The organism is Collinsella sp. AF28-5AC, from assembly GCF_003457875.1.
Lineage (GTDB): Bacteria > Actinomycetota > Coriobacteriia > Coriobacteriales > Coriobacteriaceae > Collinsella.
This window is the reverse complement of record NZ_QRTA01000003.1, coordinates 107,576-127,491: the sequence shown is the minus strand read 5'-3', so window position 1 is coordinate 127,491 and position 19,916 is coordinate 107,576. Positions and strand designations below refer to the sequence as shown.

At 60.1% G+C, this 19,916-nt stretch carries 14 protein-coding genes; 11 read left to right on the top strand and 3 right to left on the bottom strand.

The annotated features are described in order from the left end of the window. Positions 1-130: 130 nt before the first annotated feature. The 11 genes from uxaC (at position 131) to DWZ01_RS03695 (ending at position 17,118) form a co-directional block, all read left to right on the top strand. A complete protein-coding gene (gene uxaC / locus DWZ01_RS03750) occupies positions 131-1,558 on the top strand; it encodes a glucuronate isomerase (protein WP_117770587.1) in 1,428 nt (475 codons plus the stop codon). Between the two features lie 96 nt (positions 1,559-1,654). Then, positions 1,655-3,169, top strand: a complete 1,515-nt coding sequence (locus DWZ01_RS03745; protein WP_117770588.1) for a tagaturonate reductase — start codon at positions 1,655-1,657, stop codon at positions 3,167-3,169. 81 nt (positions 3,170-3,250) lie between these two features. Next, a complete protein-coding gene (locus DWZ01_RS03740; RefSeq protein WP_117770589.1) occupies positions 3,251-4,735 on the top strand; it encodes a UxaA family hydrolase in 1,485 nt (494 codons plus the stop codon). 353 nt (positions 4,736-5,088) lie between these two features. Further along, positions 5,089-6,648: an MFS transporter gene (locus tag DWZ01_RS03735; RefSeq protein ID WP_117848131.1), complete on the top strand. Its 1,560-nt coding sequence runs from the start codon at positions 5,089-5,091 to the stop codon at positions 6,646-6,648. Between the two features lie 115 nt (positions 6,649-6,763). Further along, positions 6,764-8,359, top strand: a complete 1,596-nt coding sequence (locus DWZ01_RS03730) for a glycoside hydrolase family 28 protein (RefSeq protein WP_117848129.1) — start codon at positions 6,764-6,766, stop codon at positions 8,357-8,359. Between the two features lie 134 nt (positions 8,360-8,493). Continuing rightward, positions 8,494-10,659 (top strand): pectinesterase family protein, encoded by a 2,166-nt coding sequence (locus DWZ01_RS10785; RefSeq protein ID WP_199412380.1) that lies wholly within the window; start codon positions 8,494-8,496, stop codon positions 10,657-10,659. Positions 10,660-10,728: 69 nt separating this feature from the next. Further along, a complete protein-coding gene (locus DWZ01_RS03715; RefSeq protein ID WP_233506169.1) occupies positions 10,729-11,397 on the top strand; it encodes an SGNH/GDSL hydrolase family protein in 669 nt (222 codons plus the stop codon). Positions 11,398-11,504: 107 nt separating this feature from the next. Further along, positions 11,505-12,743: a glycoside hydrolase family 105 protein gene (locus DWZ01_RS03710; protein ID WP_195543847.1), complete on the top strand. Its 1,239-nt coding sequence runs from the start codon at positions 11,505-11,507 to the stop codon at positions 12,741-12,743. 1 nt (position 12,744) lies between these two features. Further along, positions 12,745-13,650, top strand: a complete 906-nt coding sequence (locus DWZ01_RS03705) for a sugar phosphate isomerase/epimerase (protein WP_147332620.1) — start codon at positions 12,745-12,747, stop codon at positions 13,648-13,650. A 103-nt stretch (positions 13,651-13,753) separates the two neighbouring features. After that, positions 13,754-14,971, top strand: a complete 1,218-nt coding sequence (locus DWZ01_RS03700) for an FAD-dependent oxidoreductase (RefSeq protein WP_117848124.1) — start codon at positions 13,754-13,756, stop codon at positions 14,969-14,971. 197 nt (positions 14,972-15,168) lie between these two features. After that, positions 15,169-17,118 carry an FAD-dependent oxidoreductase gene (locus DWZ01_RS03695; RefSeq protein WP_117848123.1) on the top strand — a complete coding sequence of 650 codons (1,950 nt, stop codon included), beginning with the start codon at positions 15,169-15,171 and terminating at the stop codon, positions 17,116-17,118. A gap of 120 nt (positions 17,119-17,238) precedes the next feature. Here the strand turns inward: DWZ01_RS03695 and DWZ01_RS03690 are convergent, their stop codons facing one another. From DWZ01_RS03690 to DWZ01_RS03680, 3 genes are all read right to left on the bottom strand, one after another. Further along, entirely contained in the window at positions 17,239-17,880 is a 642-nt protein-coding gene (locus tag DWZ01_RS03690; RefSeq protein ID WP_117563655.1) for an RpiB/LacA/LacB family sugar-phosphate isomerase, read from the bottom strand. Between the two features lie 140 nt (positions 17,881-18,020). Further along, the gene (locus DWZ01_RS03685) at positions 18,021-18,830 is read right to left on the bottom strand and encodes a gluconate 5-dehydrogenase (RefSeq protein ID WP_055309684.1); all 810 of its coding nucleotides are present in this window, start codon (positions 18,828-18,830) and stop codon (positions 18,021-18,023) included. Positions 18,831-18,990: 160 nt separating this feature from the next. Beyond that, on the bottom strand, positions 18,991-19,683 hold the full coding sequence (locus tag DWZ01_RS03680) for a FadR/GntR family transcriptional regulator (protein ID WP_230318618.1): 693 nt from the start codon (positions 19,681-19,683) through the stop codon (positions 18,991-18,993). Between the last annotated feature and the right edge of the window lie 233 nt (positions 19,684-19,916).

Genomic DNA, 19,916 nt, shown 5'->3' with positions numbered 1-19,916 from the left:
TCTACCGTTCACCCCGTGGTGGTTAGGTGAACGTTCACCTTTTGAGGTGCAATGGATTAGTATAGTGAACGTTCACCTAAAGGATAACGAGCGCGCCGTGCGCCCGCCTTGCCAGCAAAGGGGCTGTTTGATGAAAAACTTTATGGACGATCAGGATTTCCTGCTGAGCACCAAGACCGGCGAGGAGCTGTTCCACAACTTTGCCGAGGGCATGCCCATCGTCGACTATCACTGCCACATTTCTCCTAAGGAGATTTGGGAGGACAAGCGTTTCGAGAACATCACCGAGGTTTGGCTGGGCGGCGACCACTACAAGTGGCGCCTGATGCGTGCCAACGGCGTCGACGAGCGTTTTATCACTGGCGACGCCCCTGCTCGCGAGAAGTTCCAAAAGTGGGCCGAGACCCTGGGTCGCTGCGTTGGCAACCCCGTCTTTGAGTGGAGCCACCTGGAGCTTAAGCGCTACTTTGGCTACGAGGGCGTCCTCAACGGCAAGACTGCCCAGGAGGTCTGGGACCTTGCCAACGCCAAGCTCGCCGAGGCCAGCTTTACCTGCCGCAACCTGATCAAGCAGTCCAACGTCCGCATGATCTGCACTACCGACGACCCCGCCGACAGCTTTGAGTGGCACAAGAAGATTGCCGCCGACGACAGCTTTGACGTTCAGGTCGTTCCCGCCATGCGCCCCGATGCCGCTTTGCGTATCGAGCGCGGCCAGGAGTTTGCCGACTACTGCAAGCACCTTTCCGAGGTTGCCGGCGTTGAGGTCAGCGACTTTGAGGGCATGAAGGCTGCCATTTCCAAGCGCTACGACGTTGCTCACGAGCTGGGCTGCCGCGCCTCCGACCACGCACTCGACTACGTTATGTACGTCCCGGCTACCGCCGACGAGATCGAGGCTATCTTTGCCAAGGGTCTGGCTGCTGAGCCGCTTACCGAGGAAGAGATCCTCAAGTACAAGACTGCCTTTATGCAGTTCGTTGCTGGCGAGTATGTCCGTCTGGGCTGGGCCATGCAGCTGCACTTTGGCTGCAAGCGCGACAACAACCGCGCCATGTTTGCCAAGCTCGGCCCCGATACCGGCTACGATTGCATCTCCAACTACACGCCGTCCGACCAGCTTGCCGATTTCCTCAACTCCATTCAGGAGACCTGCGGCTTGCCCAAGACCATCCTGTACAGCTTGAACCCCATCGACAACACCATGATCGATACCGTGATGGGCTGCTTCCAGGAGGCTCCGACCGCCGGCAAGATCCAGAACGGTTCTGCCTGGTGGTTCAACGACAACGAGGTCGGTATGCGCGAGCAGCTCACGGCTCTGGCTAACGAGGGCGTGCTGGGCAACTTTGTGGGCATGCTTACCGACTCCCGCTCCTTCCTGTCCTACCCGCGTCACGAGTACTTCCGTCGCGTGCTGTGCAGCGTGATCGGCGAGTGGGTCGAGCAGGGCAAGTATCCGGCCGACATGGAGCTGCTGGGCGATATCGTGCGCGACATTAGCTACAACAACGCGGTCCGCTACTTTGGCTTTGATCTGGACACCGTCGAGGCATAAGCCTGCATCGAATCACATCGAACACGGGAGCGCCGTTGCCACACACGGCGCCCCCGTTTTGCTTGCACGCTAACAGCTATCTAAGGAGAGACACAGATGGAGAACATCAGCTACGATGCGCTCGAGAAGATCGGCTACAAGGGCTATCTGCTGCCCAAGGACGCTCCCGAGAAGGTTCTACAGTTTGGCGAGGGCAATTTCCTGCGCGCCTTCGTCGACCGTTTCTTTGACATGGGCAACGAGGTCACCGGCTGGAACGGCAAGGTTGTCATGGTGCAGCCCATCAGCGGCGCCTTTGGCTTTGCCGATGGCATCAATGCTCAGGACGACCTGTACACCGTGCTGGTGCGCGGCAAGGAGAACGGCAACACGGTTGACGAGTCCCGCGTGATCAGCGCCTGCAGCCGCTGTCTCAACCCGTATCGCGAGGACGACTATCGCGCCATGATGGAGGTCGCCGTCTCCGACAGCCTGGAGATCATCGTCTCCAACACCACCGAGGCCGGTATCGCCTACGACCCGTCCTGCAAGGCCGACGACATGCCGCCCGCGAGCTTCCCTGCCAAGCTTGCCCAGGTCCTTCACGCCCGCTGGGCCGCCGGCAAGCCGGGCGTCATCGTGCTCGCCTGCGAGCTCATCGATCACAACGGTGAGGAGCTGCTGCGCATCATGAACCAGTACGTGAGCGACTGGGGCTGGGAGGACGAGTTTGCGCAGTGGATGGCCAACGACTGCACCATCTGCACCACGCTTGTCGACACCATCGTTCCGGGTCGCATTCGCGATCCCAAGGAGGCCGCTGTCGTGGCCGAGCGTTTGGGCTACGAGGATCCCTTCCTGGCCGTGCGTGAGCCCTTCCAGATGTGGGGCATCCAGGGCGGCGAGTCGCTTGCCGAGAAGCTTCCCTTCGTAAAGGCCGGCCTGCCGGGTGTCTTTGTTACCCCCGATGTAACCCCGTACAAGAAGCGCAAGGTCCGCATCCTCAACGGTGCCCATACCGCCTTTGTTCCGGGCTCTTGGGTTGCCGGCTTTGATATCGTGCGCGACTGCATGCATGACGAGACCGTTCGCGGCTTCATGAACACCATGCTCTACGACGAGGTCATTCCGACGCTTGCCGCCGACTTGGATGTCGAGGACTGCAAGGCCTTTGCCGCCGCCGTCGAAAACCGCTTCGACAACCCGTTTATTGATCATGCGCTGCTCTCCATCTGCCTCAACTCCACGGCTAAGTGGCGCGCTCGCGACCTGCCCACGCTCAAGGACTACGTTGCCGAGACCGGCAACCTGCCCAAGTGCCTGGCGACGAGCCTCGCTACGCTCATCTCCTTCTACACACAGGAGCTCGTGTCCCGCGAGGGCGACGGCCTGCACCTGCGTCGCTCCGACGGCACCGAGTACACCGCTCAGGACGACGCCTTCGTGCTCGACTTCTACGCCGCCCATGCCGGCGCCGACGATGCCCAGCTGGTGCACGACGTGCTCACCAACAAGCAGATGTGGGGCGAGGACCTTACGCAGATCGCAGGTCTTGAGGAGTTTGTCGTCAGCGCGCTCGCCGTCGTGCGTGCCGAGGGTGCCAAGCAGGCCTTCGCCAACGCTCAGGCGTAAATTTCCGGCGCAGACGCGGGCGCGGGACGGCGTGCCCGCGTCTCGACTTCTGCTCAACCTGTAGGGTTAGGACCATTTGCAATGAACACTATCCAGATCAATCCGGCCGACAACGTGATCGTCGCGCTGTCGCCGCTTGCCAAGGGCACCGCCGTCGCGGTTCCCGGGGTGGGCGAGGTCGTGGCCGCGGAGGATATTCCGCAGGGTCATAAGATGGCCGTGCGCTCGATTGCCGCGGGGGAGGACGTCATCAAGTACGGCCTTCCTATCGGCCATGTGACGGGCGATGTCCAGCCCGGTCAGTGGCTCCACACGCACAATGTGAAGACCAACCTTTCGGGCGAGGTCGAGTACGCCTACAACCCCACGCATCCGGTTGTGGATCCCGTTGAGCCTGAAACCTTTATGGGCTTCCGCCGCGCCGACGGTCGTGCCGCGACGCGCAACGAGCTGTGGATCATCCCCACGGTCGGCTGCGTCAACGAGGTTGCGCGTGCTATGTGCGAGCAGGCTCAGGATCTGGTCGAGGGCCCGCTCGAGGGCGTCTACTACTTCCCGCATCCCTTTGGCTGCTCGCAGACCGGCGCCGACCATGCCCAGACGCGTCGTCTGCTGGTGGCGCTCTCGCGTCATCCTAATGCGGCCGGTGTGCTATTCCTGTCGCTCGGTTGCGAGAACTGCACGCACCAGCAGGTGCTTGACGAGCTCGGTGACTTCGACCACGAGCGCGTCCGCTTCCTCACCTGCCAGGATGTAGCCGACGAGCAGATCGAGGGCCACAAGATTCTGGCCGAGCTGGCAGACCTCGCCAAGCAGGCCGAGCGCGAGCCCATTCCGGCCTCCGAGCTGGTTATTGGACTTAAGTGCGGCGGCTCCGACGGTCTTTCGGGCATTACCGCCAATCCCACGATCGGTCGCGTGAGCGATATGGTCGTCGCCCGCGGCGGCACGTCGGTGCTTACCGAGGTGCCCGAGATGTTTGGCGCCGAGAGTATCCTGCTCGATCGCTGTGAGAACGAGCAGGTCTTTAACGCCGCTTCCGACATGCTCAATGGCTTTAAGGACTACTTTATTAGCCACGGCGAGGTCGTCTATGAGAACCCGAGTCCCGGCAACAAAGACGGCGGTATTACCACGCTCGAGGACAAGAGCTGCGGCTGCGTGCAAAAGGGTGGATCTGCCCCCATCGTCGACGTGCTGCCGTATGCCGGCCAGGCAACTAAGCATGGCCTGAACATGCTGTGCGGTCCAGGCAACGACATGGTATCCACCACGGCGTTGACGGCTGCCGGTTGCCACGTGATTCTGTTCTCGACCGGACGCGGCACGCCGTTTGGCGCGCCGGCGCCTACGCTCAAGGTGTTCACCAATCAGCGTCTGTGCGACCACAAGGCCAACTGGATGGACTTTAACGCCGGCGTGATTGCCACGGGTGAGCGCACGCTCGACGAGGCTGCTCGCGATCTATACCAGCTGGTGCTGGAGACGGCGAGCGGTAAACTCACGAGTGCCGAGCGCCGTGGCTGTCACGAGATCAGCATCTGGAAGGACGGCGTCTGCCTGTAGTGGCAAATGCACCCAAGCGTGGCGCTATGTCGTCGGCCCCGTCGGGAGTGTTCCCGGCGGGGTTTTCGTTTTGTGGTTAAGTGAAAAAATTGGAAAATACGATAAACGTTCACCTATCTCATGGGTGTCCAGCATGGCACCTTTACCAGCAGACAATAGGTCTTAGGGCCTCAATTGTGTCCGTTCAGCGGTAAAAATCGACCGTTCGGGGATAATATGCAAGTGAACGTTCACCTCTCGTAAGGAATCGCACATAATCTAACTAAACGTTCACCCTGAACGCTGGGCAGACAGATGTCAGTGTGGACTCCAATGTTTTGCTGCAAGACAATCGAGAAAAGAGAGGGAGCTCGATGACTAATAAGATCGGAAAAAAGCGTAAGATCACATTCTGGACGCGCTTGGGCTTTGGTATGGGCGGTATGCTCAATTCCGGTGCCCTGACCTTTACGCACAGCTACATGGTGCTGTTCCTGTCCACGGAGTGTGGCCTGTCCGCAGGCGAGGCTGCACTGATCAGCTCGTTTGCCATCTATGTCAACGCCATTCTTTGCCCGCTGATGGGCTTTGTGGCCGATAACTTCTATGCCACCAAGATCGGCCGCATCTTTGGTCGTCGTCGTTTCTGGATCTTGCTGGCCATCCCGATGATGATCGCCGAGCCGCTCATCTTCGTGGCTACGCCGTTTGGCTTCCCGTACTACTTTGTGCTGTACCTGATCTACAACGTCGCGTACACGTTCTGCACCGCCAACCTGTCGCCGCTTACCATCGAGATGACCGATGACTTTAAGGAGCGTACGTACCTCACCGGCTACAAGCATCTCTTTGGTAACGCCGCCGGCTTCCTGATGGCTGCACTTGTGGGCTTCGGCTTTGGCACCTTCGGCGAGACCAACCCGTTCAGCTACTTCATCATCGCTACGGTCAACGCTTCGGTTATGGCAATCTCGCTGCTCTGCGTGTACCTGTCCACGTGGGAGCACACCCCCGAGGAGGTCGCTCAGGAGAAGATCGAGAGCGTCGGCGAGGGCATCAAGAAGTTCTTTGTGGACGTTATCTCCACCTTCCGCAACAAGTCCTTCCGCAAGGTCCTGTATGCACAGGTCTCCACGAAGCTCGCTGCTGCCTGCTGGTCTGCCTGCCTGTCCTTCTTCATCGTCTACTGCCTACAGATTCCTAAGTCCTACGAGTCCGTGATGGAGATGCCTGGCAAGGTCGTCGCTATCGTCTGCACCGCCATCTGGGTCGCCCTCATGGCCAAGAAGGGCTTCCACAAGTCTTGGTACCTCGCAAATGTTGGTTGCGCTGCGTGCATCATTGCCTACAACTACTTCGCCTTTGGTCAGATCAACGGCACCTCCACGGTCGCCATCGCCATGATCGCCTACCCCATCATCTTCGCCATCTGGAAGTTCTTCTACGTCGGCTTCCAGTACCTGCCCGATGTTCTGCTCAACTATATCCCCGATGTCGATGAGCTCATCACTCTGCGCCGTCGCGAGGGCATCTACAGCTCCGCGCAGCAGCTCTGCCAGCAGATCGCCCAGGCTATCGCCGTCAACGTGTGGGCTATCGTCCTTGCTGCCTCCGGCTTCATTCAGACCGCCGGCAATAGCGACGCCGTGACTCAGCCCGCTACCGTGCCTCTGTATATCTGCGGCTACATGATCATCGGCTGCGCCGGCTTCTTCCTGCTTGCGGCCGTCCTTGCCCGCGGCATCAAGATCGACAAGGAGCAGTGCGACGTCCTTTGCGACGAGATTCACCGAGTCAAGGAGGGTGGCAAGATGGCCGACGTCAAGCCCGAGGTCAAGGCGCTTTGCGAGGAGCTCTCCGGCTTTAAGTACGAGGACTGCTTTGCTCACAACAACGTTGGCTTCCAGGACGGTAGCGTAACTCCTGCCGAGTAAGGCCGACATATCGTCCAAATCACAGGGCCGTGCCACCGGAATTCCGCCGGCAGGCACGGCCCTTTTTCAACAGCGTACAATTTGCCTTTAGAGCATCTTTTTGAGGGAGAAACCCATGGAGACGAACGTTATCTGGCGCAACGCGCGCGCGGCGGTTATCGAGCTTGACGACGGCGGCTACTTTACCTGTGCCGATACGTGGGAGATCTTTGTCAACGATGAGCCCGCCGGTACCACGAATACGGTCGAGACCTATGTCGACGGCCTGACCCCCGGCAAGCGCAACCTGGTTCGTTTTGTTTGTGGCGAGCGCGAGCTGAGCGTAGGTGTCACCACGCCGGCTGAGCCCTTTACCATCAACGTTCGCGACTGTGGCGCCAAGGGCGATGCCGAGCACGACGACACCACCAACATCCAGGCTGCCATCATGGCCTGCCCCAAGGGCGGGCGCGTGCTGATCCCCGCCGGTAGTTATCGCATCAAGTCCCTCTTCCTTAAGAGCAATATCAACATCGAGCTCGCCGAGGGGGCGGTGCTGCTGGCCCGCCACGATCGTGCCGCGCTTGCCTACATTCCGGGCACGGTCACGGGCAACGAGGGTGCCGGTTATGCCGGTACCGATATGCTGCCCCTGGGCCGCTGGGAGGGCGAGAGCTTCTCGACCTACTGTTCTACCTTTACGGGTCTGGGCGTGCACGACGTGTGCATCTATGGTCGTGGTGCCATCGACGGCCAGACCGATTTTGCCGAGGACAACTGGTGGAACAAGGACTTTAAGAACATCTTTCGCCCCGAGGAGGGCCGCGAGGTCTCCCGCCCGCGCATGATCTTCCTGTCCGAGTGTGAGAACGTGAGCTTGGCTGGCTTCACCGTGCGCAACAGCCCGGCGTGGAATATCCATCCCATCCTGTGCGAGCACGTCGATGCGCTCTGCCTGTCCATCGAGGGCCCCAAGAACTCCCACAACACCGACGGCTTCGATCCCGAGAGCTGCGGCTTTGTCCGCATCTTGGGCTGCCAGTTCTCGGTGGGCGACGACTGCATCGCCGTCAAGAGCGGCAAGCTGGGCATTGACCCCGAGCTTCGCCCCGCTACGCACGACGTGCTGATCTCGCACTGCTACATGCACGATGGCCACGGCGCCGTGGTCTTGGGGTCCGAGGCCGCCGGCGGCATCAAGGACCTCACCGTGAGCAAGTGCCTGTTCGAGCGCACCGACCGCGGCCTGCGCGTCAAGACCCGCCGCGGTCGCGGCAAGGACGCCGTTAACGAGGGCATCACCTTCGAGCACATTCGTATGGACGAGGTGCTTACGCCCTTCGTGGTCAACTCGTTCTACTTCTGCGACAAGGACGGCAAGACCGACTACGTGCAGTCTCGCGAGGCACTGCCCGTCGACGACCGCACGCCCGGCTTTGGTGCCACGACGTTTTGCGATATCGAGGCCACCAACTGCCATGCTGCCGCGGCCTATATCACGGGTCTGCCCGAGAGCAAGGTGACACGTCTGACGTTCCAAGACGTTCACGTTACCTTTGCCGACGATGCCGAGCCCTTTGTGCCGGCCATGGCCTGTGGTGTGGAGCCGATGGTGCGCCAGGGCATCATCGCGCAAAACGTCAAGGTACTCGACCTGCAAAATGTGGTTATTGAGGGCCAGGACGGCGAGGAGCTGCAGCTCCAGAACGTCGACAAGGTTATCCGCGCGTAGGCGTTTGCTCTTAAACAATCGAATTCGGCATGTCGCGACGCGCGATGGGCAGGGCCTTCCCGACCCATTGCGCGCACTTTTAATATGCCGAAACTGCGACGTAGACGGTCTGCGACGGGAGGACGCGGTGACTGATGATGAGTGAGAGACGATTATTTGAGGTTTCACCCGAGCGTGCGGGGGCATATCACAGTATCTCTAAGGCCTTGGAGGCAATTGATGAATCCTGTCCGAATGACGGACGACCGGTGACAATCCATATCGAGCCGGGTGAGTACCGCGAACGGGTCGAGATTCATCGACCGTATGTGACGCTGGTGGGCGAGACGGCTGACAGCGTGCGTATCGTGGGCAGCCTGGGCGCCAAGATGCCCTCGGGGGACGGATCGGGCATTGACGGAAAGCTAGGCACCTTTAGGACCTATACCGTTTTGGTCGATGCCGACGACGTGCGGCTCGAGAACCTCACAATCGTCAACGATGCCGGCGACGGTCGCGAGGTGGGGCAGGCGATTGCCCTGTACGCCGACGGCGACCGTTTGGTAGTCGACGCCTGTTGCATTACGGGGCGCCAGGACACGCTGTTTTTGGGCCCGTTGCCCCCGCGCGAAGTCAAACCGGGCGGATTCATTGGGCCCAAGCAGTTTGCGCCGCGTCGGGTGGGCCGTCAGTATTTTCGACGCTGCCGGATTGAGGGCGACGTCGACTTTATCTTTGGTGGCGCGTGTGCCTATTTTGAGGGGTGCGAGATCCGCTCGCTCAACCGCAATATGGACGTGAACGGTTACGTGACGGCGGCATCGACGCCCGAGGGAGAGCCATATGGCTTCGTGTTCCACGGCTGCTCGTTTACAGCCGCGCAAGACGTGGCACCGGATTCGGTCTATTTGGGTCGTCCTTGGCGTGAGTGGGCCCAGACCGTGCTGATCGATTGCTGGCTGGGACAGCATATCAAGCGCGAAGGTTGGTGGGATTGGGCTAAGCCGGCGGCGCACGAGAGGGCGCACTACGCTGGTGCAAGCCTACATGGCCCGGCGAGTGATGCCGAAAACTGGGCGCCATGGGCGCACGAGCTCGATGCGACAGCCACTACCCGATACGCCCGCGAACAGGTGCTTTCCGGTGCGGACGGCTGGGACCCCGAAGGTGGCCCGGGCGACGCTGCGGAGACCGACAGTCTTTCCGATAACGGTCGCACGGTGCATATCGACACCTATTACGAAGACGAACTGGCATTTCGTGAGCGCCTTAAGCGTGAGGGTCGCTCCGCCGCATTTAAGGGCACGACGCCCGAAGACTTTGAGACATGGCAGGTTGCGACGAGGGTTCGGCTGTTTGACCTGTTGGGCTTATCGATTATGGATCGCGTGTCGATTGAGGCGCGCGAACTCGATCGGGTGCAGATTGCCGGCGGTATCGTGCGCACCCATGCGATGCTGCAGGTGGAGCGCGACGTTTGGATGCCGTTCTACCTGCTCGAGCCGCAGTCGCCTAAGCTCGATGCGCGCGGCCGCAAGTGTTGCTATATCTGCCCGCATGGCCATCAGGGAGCAGGCGCCGCAAGTGTTGCGGGCGTGACGGGCGTGCCGGCGGTCGATGATGCTGTGCGTAAGTTCAATTACGACTACGGTCTACGTTTGGCGCGTATGGGTTACGTGACCGTCTGCCCCGACGCACGCGGTTGGGGATACCGTCGTGACTGGAAGGGTCAGGGCGATGGCGAGAACAGCTTTCTGCGCGGCACGTGCCTAAACCAGGCGCGCATGGCCGAGCCACTGGGCCTTACGGTTGCGGGCCTCAACGTCTGGGACAACATGCGTCTGATCGATTACCTAGAGGCGCGCGGCGATATTGCCATGGATGACCTGGGTTGCTTTGGTTTTTCGGGTGGCGGCTACATGACGTTGTACCTGGCCGCACTCGACCCGCGTGTGCGCAAGGCGTTTGTCTCGGGCTATCTGTACGGTGTCGATGATTCGCTGCTGCACCTCAACGGCAATTGCAGCTGCAACTACACACCCGGACTTTGGCGCTTGCTCGACATGGGCGATATTGCCTCGCTTATTGCGCCACGCCCGCTGTTGGTGCAGAGCTGCGAAGAGGATCATCTGAACGGTTCGCGCGGGCTGAAAAATGTCGATGAACAGCTCAAGATCGTGCGCGATGCCTACAAGTTGCTGGGCCGCAGAGATGCTCTGCGGCACGAGGTGTGTCCGGGTGGACACCATCTGGGCGTGGCACATCTTGTCGAGGATATCGAATGGCTCGATTCGCACGTTGCGAAATGCGACCGTGCATAGCCCCTCGGCATGCTGCAAATAAACGGTACGTACCTGTATGGCCGCCAATGGGCGGATGAGGAGAAGATTATGGAAACGAAGAACTTGAGTGAATCGACCATTTGCTGCTTTGGCGATTCGACCACATGGGGGGATAACGGATGCGGCGCAGGCGGCAACGACATCTCTTGGACTTCGCATCTGGGCGCGTTGCTGGGAGGTGCAGTCGTCGAGAACTTTGGCATCAAGGGTTCGCGTATCGCCATCAAGGCCGACCGTACCGATTCATTTGTCGAGCGCTTGGACGGCATCGACGATGCGGCCGATGTCTATGTTGTCTTTGGCGGCATCAACGACTTTAGCCGCAACGTGCCGCTTGGAGAGCTGGGCAGCACGGACGTGCATGAGTTCTATGGTGCACTCGACTATCTGGTCCGCACCATCACGGCACGCTCGCCTCGGGCAAAGCTCGTGTTTATGACGCCGTGCAAGACGAGCGGTAAGCACGAGAAGGATATCCCGGCAAGCGACGAGCTCAACCACCTGGGCCTGACGCAGGTCGCCTACGTGCGAGCGATGCTCGAGGTCTGTGACCGCTACTCCGTTCCGGTGATTGACCTGTATGCGCAAAGCGGTATCAGCCCGTTTTTGCCGGAGCACCGCGAGCTCTATATGCCGGACGGTCTGCACTACAGCCCGGCTGGCTATGAGCGCCTGGCGCATCGCATCGCCGCGGGTCTCACCGCCGTTTGCCGCTAAAAGTCTGCCGTTCGCGAGGAATATAGGGTTAACGTTCACCCTATATTCCTCGTTCGCGTTACACTAGGGGTAACGTTCACCTATCGTTTATGTCAGAGGGGACAGCAATGGGTTGCAATCAAATCCTGGACCGTTATATCGAGCAGTTGATCGAAACCTCTACGCCGCAGGCGCCGGCTTGGAATATCGAAAAGATTCGCGCCGGCAAGGAGAACACCTGGAACTATATTGACGGCTGCATGATCAAGGCGCTCATCGAACTGTACGAGATCACGGGTGAGCAGCGCTACCTGACCTTTGCCGACGACTATATCGATTTCTTTGTCCAGGACGACGGCACCATCAAGCATTACAACCCGCAGGAGTACAACCTCGATAACGTCAATGCGGGCAAGACCCTCTACAAGCTCTATGACCTGGTGGGCAAGCCCAAGTATCGCGCCGCCATGGATACCATCTATCGTCAGCTCGAAACCCAGCCGCGTACCAAAGAGGGCGTGTTTTGGCACAAGGCCGTCTACCCCAACCAGATCTGGCTCGACGGCATGTATATGGCGCAGCCGTTTTACATGCAGTATGAGCTGAGCTTCCACAACCGTCGTGCCTGCTCGGACAGCTTCCATATGTTCCAGGTCGTGCATGACCTGATGCGCAACCCCCTCAACGGTCTGTACTATCACGCTTACGACGCGAGCCGCAAACAGTTCTGGTGCGACCCGGTCACCGGCCTTTCGGCTAACTTCTGGCTGCGCGCCGAGGGCTGGTTTGCCATGGCGCTCATCGACACCTGGGAGCTTATGCCGCCTTCGATGTCGGCCGAGAAGGACGAGATCCGCAAGATGTTCCACGATCTGATCGACGCCATGCTGCCGTATCAGGACGAGAAGACCGGCATGTGGCACCAGGTCATCAACCTGCCCAATATCGCCCCCAACTACCTGGAGGAGTCGGGCAGCGCCATCTTTGCCAACGCCATCATGAAGGGCGTGCGTCTGGGCGTGCTGGGCGAGCGTTACTACCAGTACGGCCGTCGCGCCTTCGACGGCATCTGCGAGACCTGCCTGTCCGAGTATGACGGGCAGCTGGCGCTCGACAACATCTGCCTGGTTGCGGGCCTGGGCAACACCGCGCACCGCGAGGGCACGTTTGATTACTACATGAGCGAGCCCGTGGTCAAAAATGATGCAAAGGGTGTGGCGCCGCTGGTGCTTGCCTATATCGAGACCATGCATCACGACAAGCTGGCCGGTAAGCGCGATCCGCTCGCCCCCTCGGGCGTGTGCTCCATCGAGGACCCGTTTGGCGGATACACCCCGGGCATCAACGCTCATAAGGGATGTGAATAACGTGGGGGCTATTACTCCGGGCGTACGTTTGCACGACCTTCCGCAGGGGACCGTCGAGGAACGCATTCGCATGGCGGGAGAGCTGGGCTTTTCGTGCATTCAACTGCCGAGCAAGGTGCTCTACGCATCGATGGGGATCGATCGAGGCGGCCTGACCCACGAGCTTGCCGACCATTTGCGTGCGGTGCTCGACGAGGCGGGCGTTTCGGTCACCGTGCTCGGCTGTTATAAGAATCTGGCGACGCCCGATCGCCAACAGCTCATGGATAACTTTGCCGAGTACGAGGCATGCTTGAACTTTGCCCAGATGCTCGGCGGATGCCCGGTTGGCACCGAGACCGGTCGCCCCAATGCACAGAACCGCGTTGCTGACGACCGCATGACCGATGAGGCACTCGATGCGTTTGCAGACGGGCTTGCACACGTCTGCGATCGGGCCGAGGCCGTGGGTGGGCAAATTTTGATCGAGCCTGGTTGGAACGAAACGGTCAACACGCCGGATCGCTGCCGTGAGGTGCTAGAGCGCGTCTCGAGTCCGTCGCTCGGCGTGATCTATGACCCGGTATCACTGCTGCACCCCAGTGTTGTTGACGAAGCGCAGGAAATCACCGCGCGCATGCTCTACTTATGCGGCAGTAAGATCCGCGCGCTGCACGCCAAGGATTTTGAGGTCGTTGATAACGAGGATGAAGCCGGTTGGTGCGACGGTACGGGTTCGCGCCTGGTGTGTCATGGCGTGGGCGAGACGGGACGATATGACTTTGAGCCCGTGGTGGCCTGGGCGGCTGCCGCCTGCCCTGGGATTCCCTGCGTGGTCGAGAACAGCGTGCCGGCGACGGCGGCTGACTGCCTGGCGACACTCGAGCACATGTCCGCTCGCTGCGAGGCTTCGCATCGCGAGTTATAGCATTGGCTTTTGCCGTGTCGGCAGATTGAGATTACCTGTATGGGGGCGGCGGTGAAGGGTCTTTATCGTCGCCCCATTGGATTGCATTAAAAAGGGGAGTTGCGTGGCTATCCACATTGTCGAAGAGGCGAATCGTTGCCTGGGTTGTAAAAGGGCGTTCTGCCAGATTAAGGGCTGCCCGGTTCAGACGACTATTCCACAGGTCATTGACCTGTTCAAACAGCGTCGTCTAGAAGAGGCGGGCGAGCTACTGTTCCAGAACAATCCCATGAGCGCGGTCTGCTCCATGGTTTGCAACCATTCGGGCCAGTGCGAGGGCGCGTGCATCCAGGGCCGCAAGGGCGCGCCGGTGCATTTCTCGAGCATCGAGAACTATATCTCCACGGCATATTTGGATCGTAAGGAGTGGAAGCCCGCACCGTCGTGCGGTAAACAGATTGCTGTGGTCGGTTCCGGTCCCGCTGGTATTACCGTGGCCATTAAGATGGCCCAGCTGGGCTGTGCCGTCACGGTATTTGAGCAGCGGCCCGAGATCGGCGGTGTGCTGGAGTACGGTATCCCCGAGTTCCGCCTGCCCCGTGCGCTCGTGCAAAAGTATCGCCACGTGATGTGCTCGCTTGGCGTGCGCGTGCGCCCCTCGACCACCATCGGTGGCGCGCTGCATATCGACGACCTGCTGCGCGACGGCTACGATGCGGTCTTTGTCGGTACTGGTACCTGGCGAGCTCGAAAGCTGGGTATTCCCGGCGAGTCGCGCGGCAACGTGCTGTTTGGTATCGATTATCTGGTCGATCCCACGAGCGTGGCAATCGGGCAGAACGTGGCGGTTATCGGCGCCGGCAATGTGGCCATGGATGTTGCCCGCACGGCGCTGCGTTCGGGTGCTCGCAAGGTCACTGTGTATGCACGCTCGCGCCATATCTCGGCCATCGACGACGAGGTCGAGCTGACCGAGCTTGACGGTGCCGAGATTGTGCGCGGCAAGGCGATCTGCGCCATCGATGATAACGGTCCGGTGTTCGAGACGGCTATCTTTGACGAGGACAACAATGTGGTGGGCTACGAGGAAGAGCTCGACCATGCGTCTGCCGACACAGTTGTGATTGCGGCTTCGCAGGTGCCCAAGGACAAGCTTGTGCTTACGACGGGCGGTCTGGAGACCGACCATCGCGGCCTTCTTTCGGTCGACGAGCGCGGCATGACCACCGTGCCTGGCGTCTTTGCCGCCGGCGACGTGGTCAACGGCCCGCTGACGGTTGTTCACGCCGTAGCCGGCGCCAAGCTCGCCGTCGAAGGCATGACTACCTATCTGGGCCTCTAACTCCATCCCACCCATCAGTTGCGGTGAAATACGGACTGTTTTGGCTGTCAAAAGCCTCGATTGCTCCGTATTTCACCGCAACTTTTTGGGGTTGAGCAGAGGCTGGAGGAACGCGCACGGTCGGGTGCTGCGCGGTTGCTGGTACGATAGGTACGTCAGCAACTGCCGCCGAGCGGCTCAAATGAAAGGAACCCTGTATGGAGTCCTCCGCCTACCCGATGCTCTTTAGTCCGATCAAGGTCGGTACGACCGAGGTCAAGAACCGCGTCTTTATGCCGCCGGTGTCCACCAACCTGGCCGATCATGGCTATGTGACCGACGACTTGGTCGATCATTACCGTGCCCGCGCCAAGGGCGGCGTGGGCCTCATCATTACCGAGGTCGTGACGGTCGAGCCCACCTATACCTATCTGCCGGGTGACATGTGCTGCTACGACGACACGTTTATCCCTGGCTGGGAAAAGCTCGCCGCCGCCGTGCATGAGTATGGCTGCAAGATCATGCCGCAGCTCTTTCACCCCGCCTACATGGCCTTTAACATTCCGGGCACGCCGCGCCTGATCGCTCCGTCCTTCGTGGGACCGTCCTATGCCCGTGAGGCACCGCGTCCCATCACGGTCGACGAGATTCACGAGCTCACGCATCAGTTTGGCGACGCTGCCGTGCGTATGCAGAAGGCCGGTGTCGATGGCATCGAGGTCCATGCGGCGCACGCCCACGGCATGCTCGGCGGTTTCTTGACCCCGCTCTATAACAAGCGTACCGATGAGTACGGCGGCTCGCTCGACGCCCGCATGCGCTTTTTGCTCGAGGTCATCGCCGAGATTCGCGAGCGCTGCGGCAAGGACTTTATCATCGACGTCCGCATCTCGGGCGATGAGTACACCGATGGCGGTCTGACCCTCAACGACATGATCTACGTCTCGCGTCGCCTGGAGAAGGCCGGCGTCGACATGATTCATGTGTCGGGCGGCACCACCATCAAGCGCGGCTCCGCAATTCCCGCCGCCGGTACCCAGCAGGCCTCGCATGCCGCCTGCTCGCGCGAGATCAAAAAGCACGTCAACATTCCCGTCGCCACCGTCGGACGTATCAACGAGGCCTGGATCGCCGAGGAGCTGATCGAGGACGGCGCTGCCGACATATGCATGATGGGCCGCGCCAATCTGTGCGATGCCGAGTTCTGCAACAAAGCCGCTGCCGGCAACGCCGATGATATCCGTCCCTGCATTGGCTGCCTGCGCTGCCTGAACGGCATTATGTTTGGCAAGCGCATCTCCTGCACCGTCAACCCGGACGTGGAGCGCGACGAGGCCGGCTACGAGCCTGCCGCCGAGGCCAAGAACGTGCTCGTTGTGGGCGCTGGTCCTGCGGGCATGGAGGCAGCCTACATTGCCGCCAAGCGCGGCCACAACGTGGTGCTCGTGGATAAGCAGGATGAGCCGGGCGGCGAGATGCGCATCGCAGCCGTTCCGCCGGCAAAGCAGGAGCTCACCCGCGTGATCAAGTATCAGTACCGTCGCCTGGCCGAGGCCGGCGTGAAGTGCGTATTTGGCACCGAGCTTACTGCCGAGGACATTCAGCGTGACTACGCGGGTTACGAGGTCGTCCTGACTAATGGCGCCGAGCCCATCGCTCCGGCCTTTATGAAGGGCTTTAAGCAGGTTATGACGGCCGACGACCTGCTGGGTGGCAAGGCTTTCCCGGGTAAGAAGATCGTCGTCGTGGGCGGCGGCACCGTCGGCTGCGAGACGGCCGACTACCTGGCCCCGCTGGTCAATGACCTCTCGCCGGCCAACCGCGATGTCACCGTTATCGAGATGACCAAGACGCTCGCCGCCAACGAGGGTGGCGCCGGTCGCGCGGTGCTCATCACGCGCATGCTCTCCAAGGGCGTCCACGTGCTGACCGAGGCCAAGGTGACCGAGATCACAGAGGACACCATCAGTTACGAAAAGGACGGCGAGGTCCACACCATCACCGGTGCCGATACGCTGGTGCTTGCCATGGGCTATCGTCCCAATACCAAGTTGGCCGACGACCTTGCTGCAGCCGGCGTTACCACCCACGTGTTGGGTGATGCCAACAAGTGCGGCAACATCCGCGACGCCATCGGCGACGGCTACAAGATTGCCTGCGAGCTCTAGTCAACCCCTTGGTGCATGTGAGGCCTATCCCCGCGGCGTCAGTCGGTAGATAGCAAAAAGCGGCGGTCGTCCCGTACGTGGGACGACCGCCGCTTGCGTTAGCCGCAATGAGTCGTGCGATTAGAGCCCCAGGAGCTCCTTGACCTTGGCGATGATGGCCTCGTCGGTGGCGTTGGCAAAGAAGTACTCCTGGAAGTGCTCGCCGGCAAGTGCGCCCTTCACCAGGTCCTGATCGATCTCGCCCAGGACGTCGACGAGCGGACGCATGGTCACAGCGCGCACGCCGTCGAGGATCTTCTTGTTGCGCTGCTCGGGCTCAACGCGCTCGGCAGGATAGCCGTTGCCCGAACCAAAGCCAAAGAGCTTCTCGAAGGTGTACTCAAGATTGAGCTCCTGGCCCCAGCCGTTCTTGAGGGCGAAGGGCATGGCAACGGCGTTGCCATCGTTGACCTGGGCAAAGGTGTAGGCGTCGAGCGGGTCGGCAACGTGGCCGCACAGCACGCCGGGGAAGGAGTTACAGGCGAGCATGGCGCCCTCGCCGGTGCCGCAGCCGGTCACGACGTAGTCGGCAGCGCCGGAGTTCAGCAGCACGGCGGCAAGGATGCCGTTCTGCACGTAGGTGAGGGGCTTGGAATCGGCGTCGGCATACATGCCATAGTTAAAGACGGTGTGCCCCATGGGCTCGACAACCTTCTTAAGGGCAGCCTCGATCATAGGGTTCTTGGAGTTCTGAGAGTTCTCATTGATCAGAGCGATCTTCATTGCGAATTACCTTCCTATTTCTAACTTGCGGTGAAATACGGACTGTTTTGCCTGATAGAAGCCAAAACCAATCCTTATCTCACCGCAACTCAAATGAAAAACGAGTGGATGAAACCTGATATGGGCAGTTGCGGCGACGCTTATTGAGGCTGCTTTCCAATGTATGCGAGGATTCCACCGTCGACGTAGAGGATGTGGCCGTTGACGAAGTTCGATGCATCGGAAGCCAAGAACACGGCGGGGCCCTTCAGATCCTCGGGCGTGCCCCAACGGGCGGCCGGCGTCTTGGCAATGATGAACTGGTCAAACGGGTGGCGGCTGCCGTCGGGCTGCGTCTCGCGCAGGGGTGCGGTTTGCGGCGTGGCGATGTAGCCGGGTCCAATGCCGTTGCACTGGATATTGGCCTCGCCAAACTCCGAGCAGATGTTCTTGGTGAGCATCTTGAGTCCGCCCTTGGCGGCGGCATAGCCGGCGATGGTCTCGCGACCTAGCTCGCTCATCATCGAGCAGATGTTGATGATCTTGCCGTGGCCCTTGGCGATCATGCCGGGCAGGCAGGCCTTGGACACGATAAACGGTGCGTTGAGGTCAATATCGACGACGCGGCGGAAGTCCTCGGCGCTCATGTCGAGCATCGGGGTGCGCTGAATGACGCCGGCATTGTTGACCAGGATGTCGGGCGTGGTGCCAAAGTCGGCCTCGATTTTGGCGATGAGCTCGGCAACGGCGGCCTCGTCGGTGACGTCTGCCACGTAACCATGAGCCTCAAAGCCCAGCTCGCGGTAGTGCTTCTCGGCCTCGGCGACCTTGTCGGCGTGACGTGCGTTAAAGGCGATCTTGGCGCCGGCCTCTCCGAGCGCCTCGGCAATGGCCATACCGATGCCATAGGTGGCGCCGGTCACGAGCGCGACCTTGCCATCCAGGCGGAAGCTGTCCATAAGATCAGACATAGCGATCCTTTCAAAAGAAACGTTCATCTATATAAGTCTTGCTTTTCATACAAGGTCAGTATAGGAGAAGAGGGGGAATTAAAAGACAGATTCTCCTAAAAACAGGTGAACGTTCACTTTTAAAAGGTAAACGGTGGTCTCGCCCTTGCCGTGCGGACGTCTATTTGCTCTGTTCCTGCGCTCCCTCTGCGATCATGTTGCGGTTGTACACCAGATGCAGGTACATCGCGTCGTGCGCGGCGGTGGGATTGCGCGAGGCGATGGCGTCGGCCACATCGCGGTGCGTGCGGATAGTTTCCTCGACGAGCTTTTTGCCAGTCACGTCGATAAAGAGGGGGACGGATGCCTTGAGCACGCCCATCAGGCGGGGAACGACGAGGTTTCCGGAGCTCTCGGCAATGGCATTGTGGAACGCGGTGTCGGCGGCGGAGTAATCCTTACCGGCCTCGGCCAGGCGCTCGGATTCATCGCAGAGCTCTTCGATACAGACGACCTGATCGTTGGTTGCGTGCTCGGCCGCCATGCGTGCCATCTGCGGCTCGATCATAAAGCGCACCTCGAGTAGGTCGCGCGCCAGACGCTGCTTGTCGTCGATAAAGGTAAAGCCCAGCGGGTCGTCGGCAACGCCGGGGTTTGACGCCACATAGGTGCCCGAACCCTGCTTAATGCGCACGATATTGCGCGACTGCAGCAACTTCATGGCCTCGCGCACGGTGCTCCTGCCGGCGCCCAAGCGCTCGACCAGCACGGTTTCCTTAGGTAGGCGATCGCCTTGCTCAAGGTGTTCATCCAGAATCAATTGAATGATTTTCTCCGATATTTGCTCGGGGAGTCCCGATTCGGCGCGGGCCATAGCTATACCTTTCATTACAAAATTCATCTGAGCTATTTTAGCGCATCACGGATGCGATATTGGCCGCTGGATTTGAGTCGGGCGGCTTAGATATACCGTTCGCAGCGCAAATACGACCGTTTACCAAATACATCAGATGTATTTCGAACAAATTTCAAAATGAAACATCAGACCTTTCCAAAACACGCTATAGTCATCAGACGAATTCAAAAGGTCTGATGAATTGGAGGAAA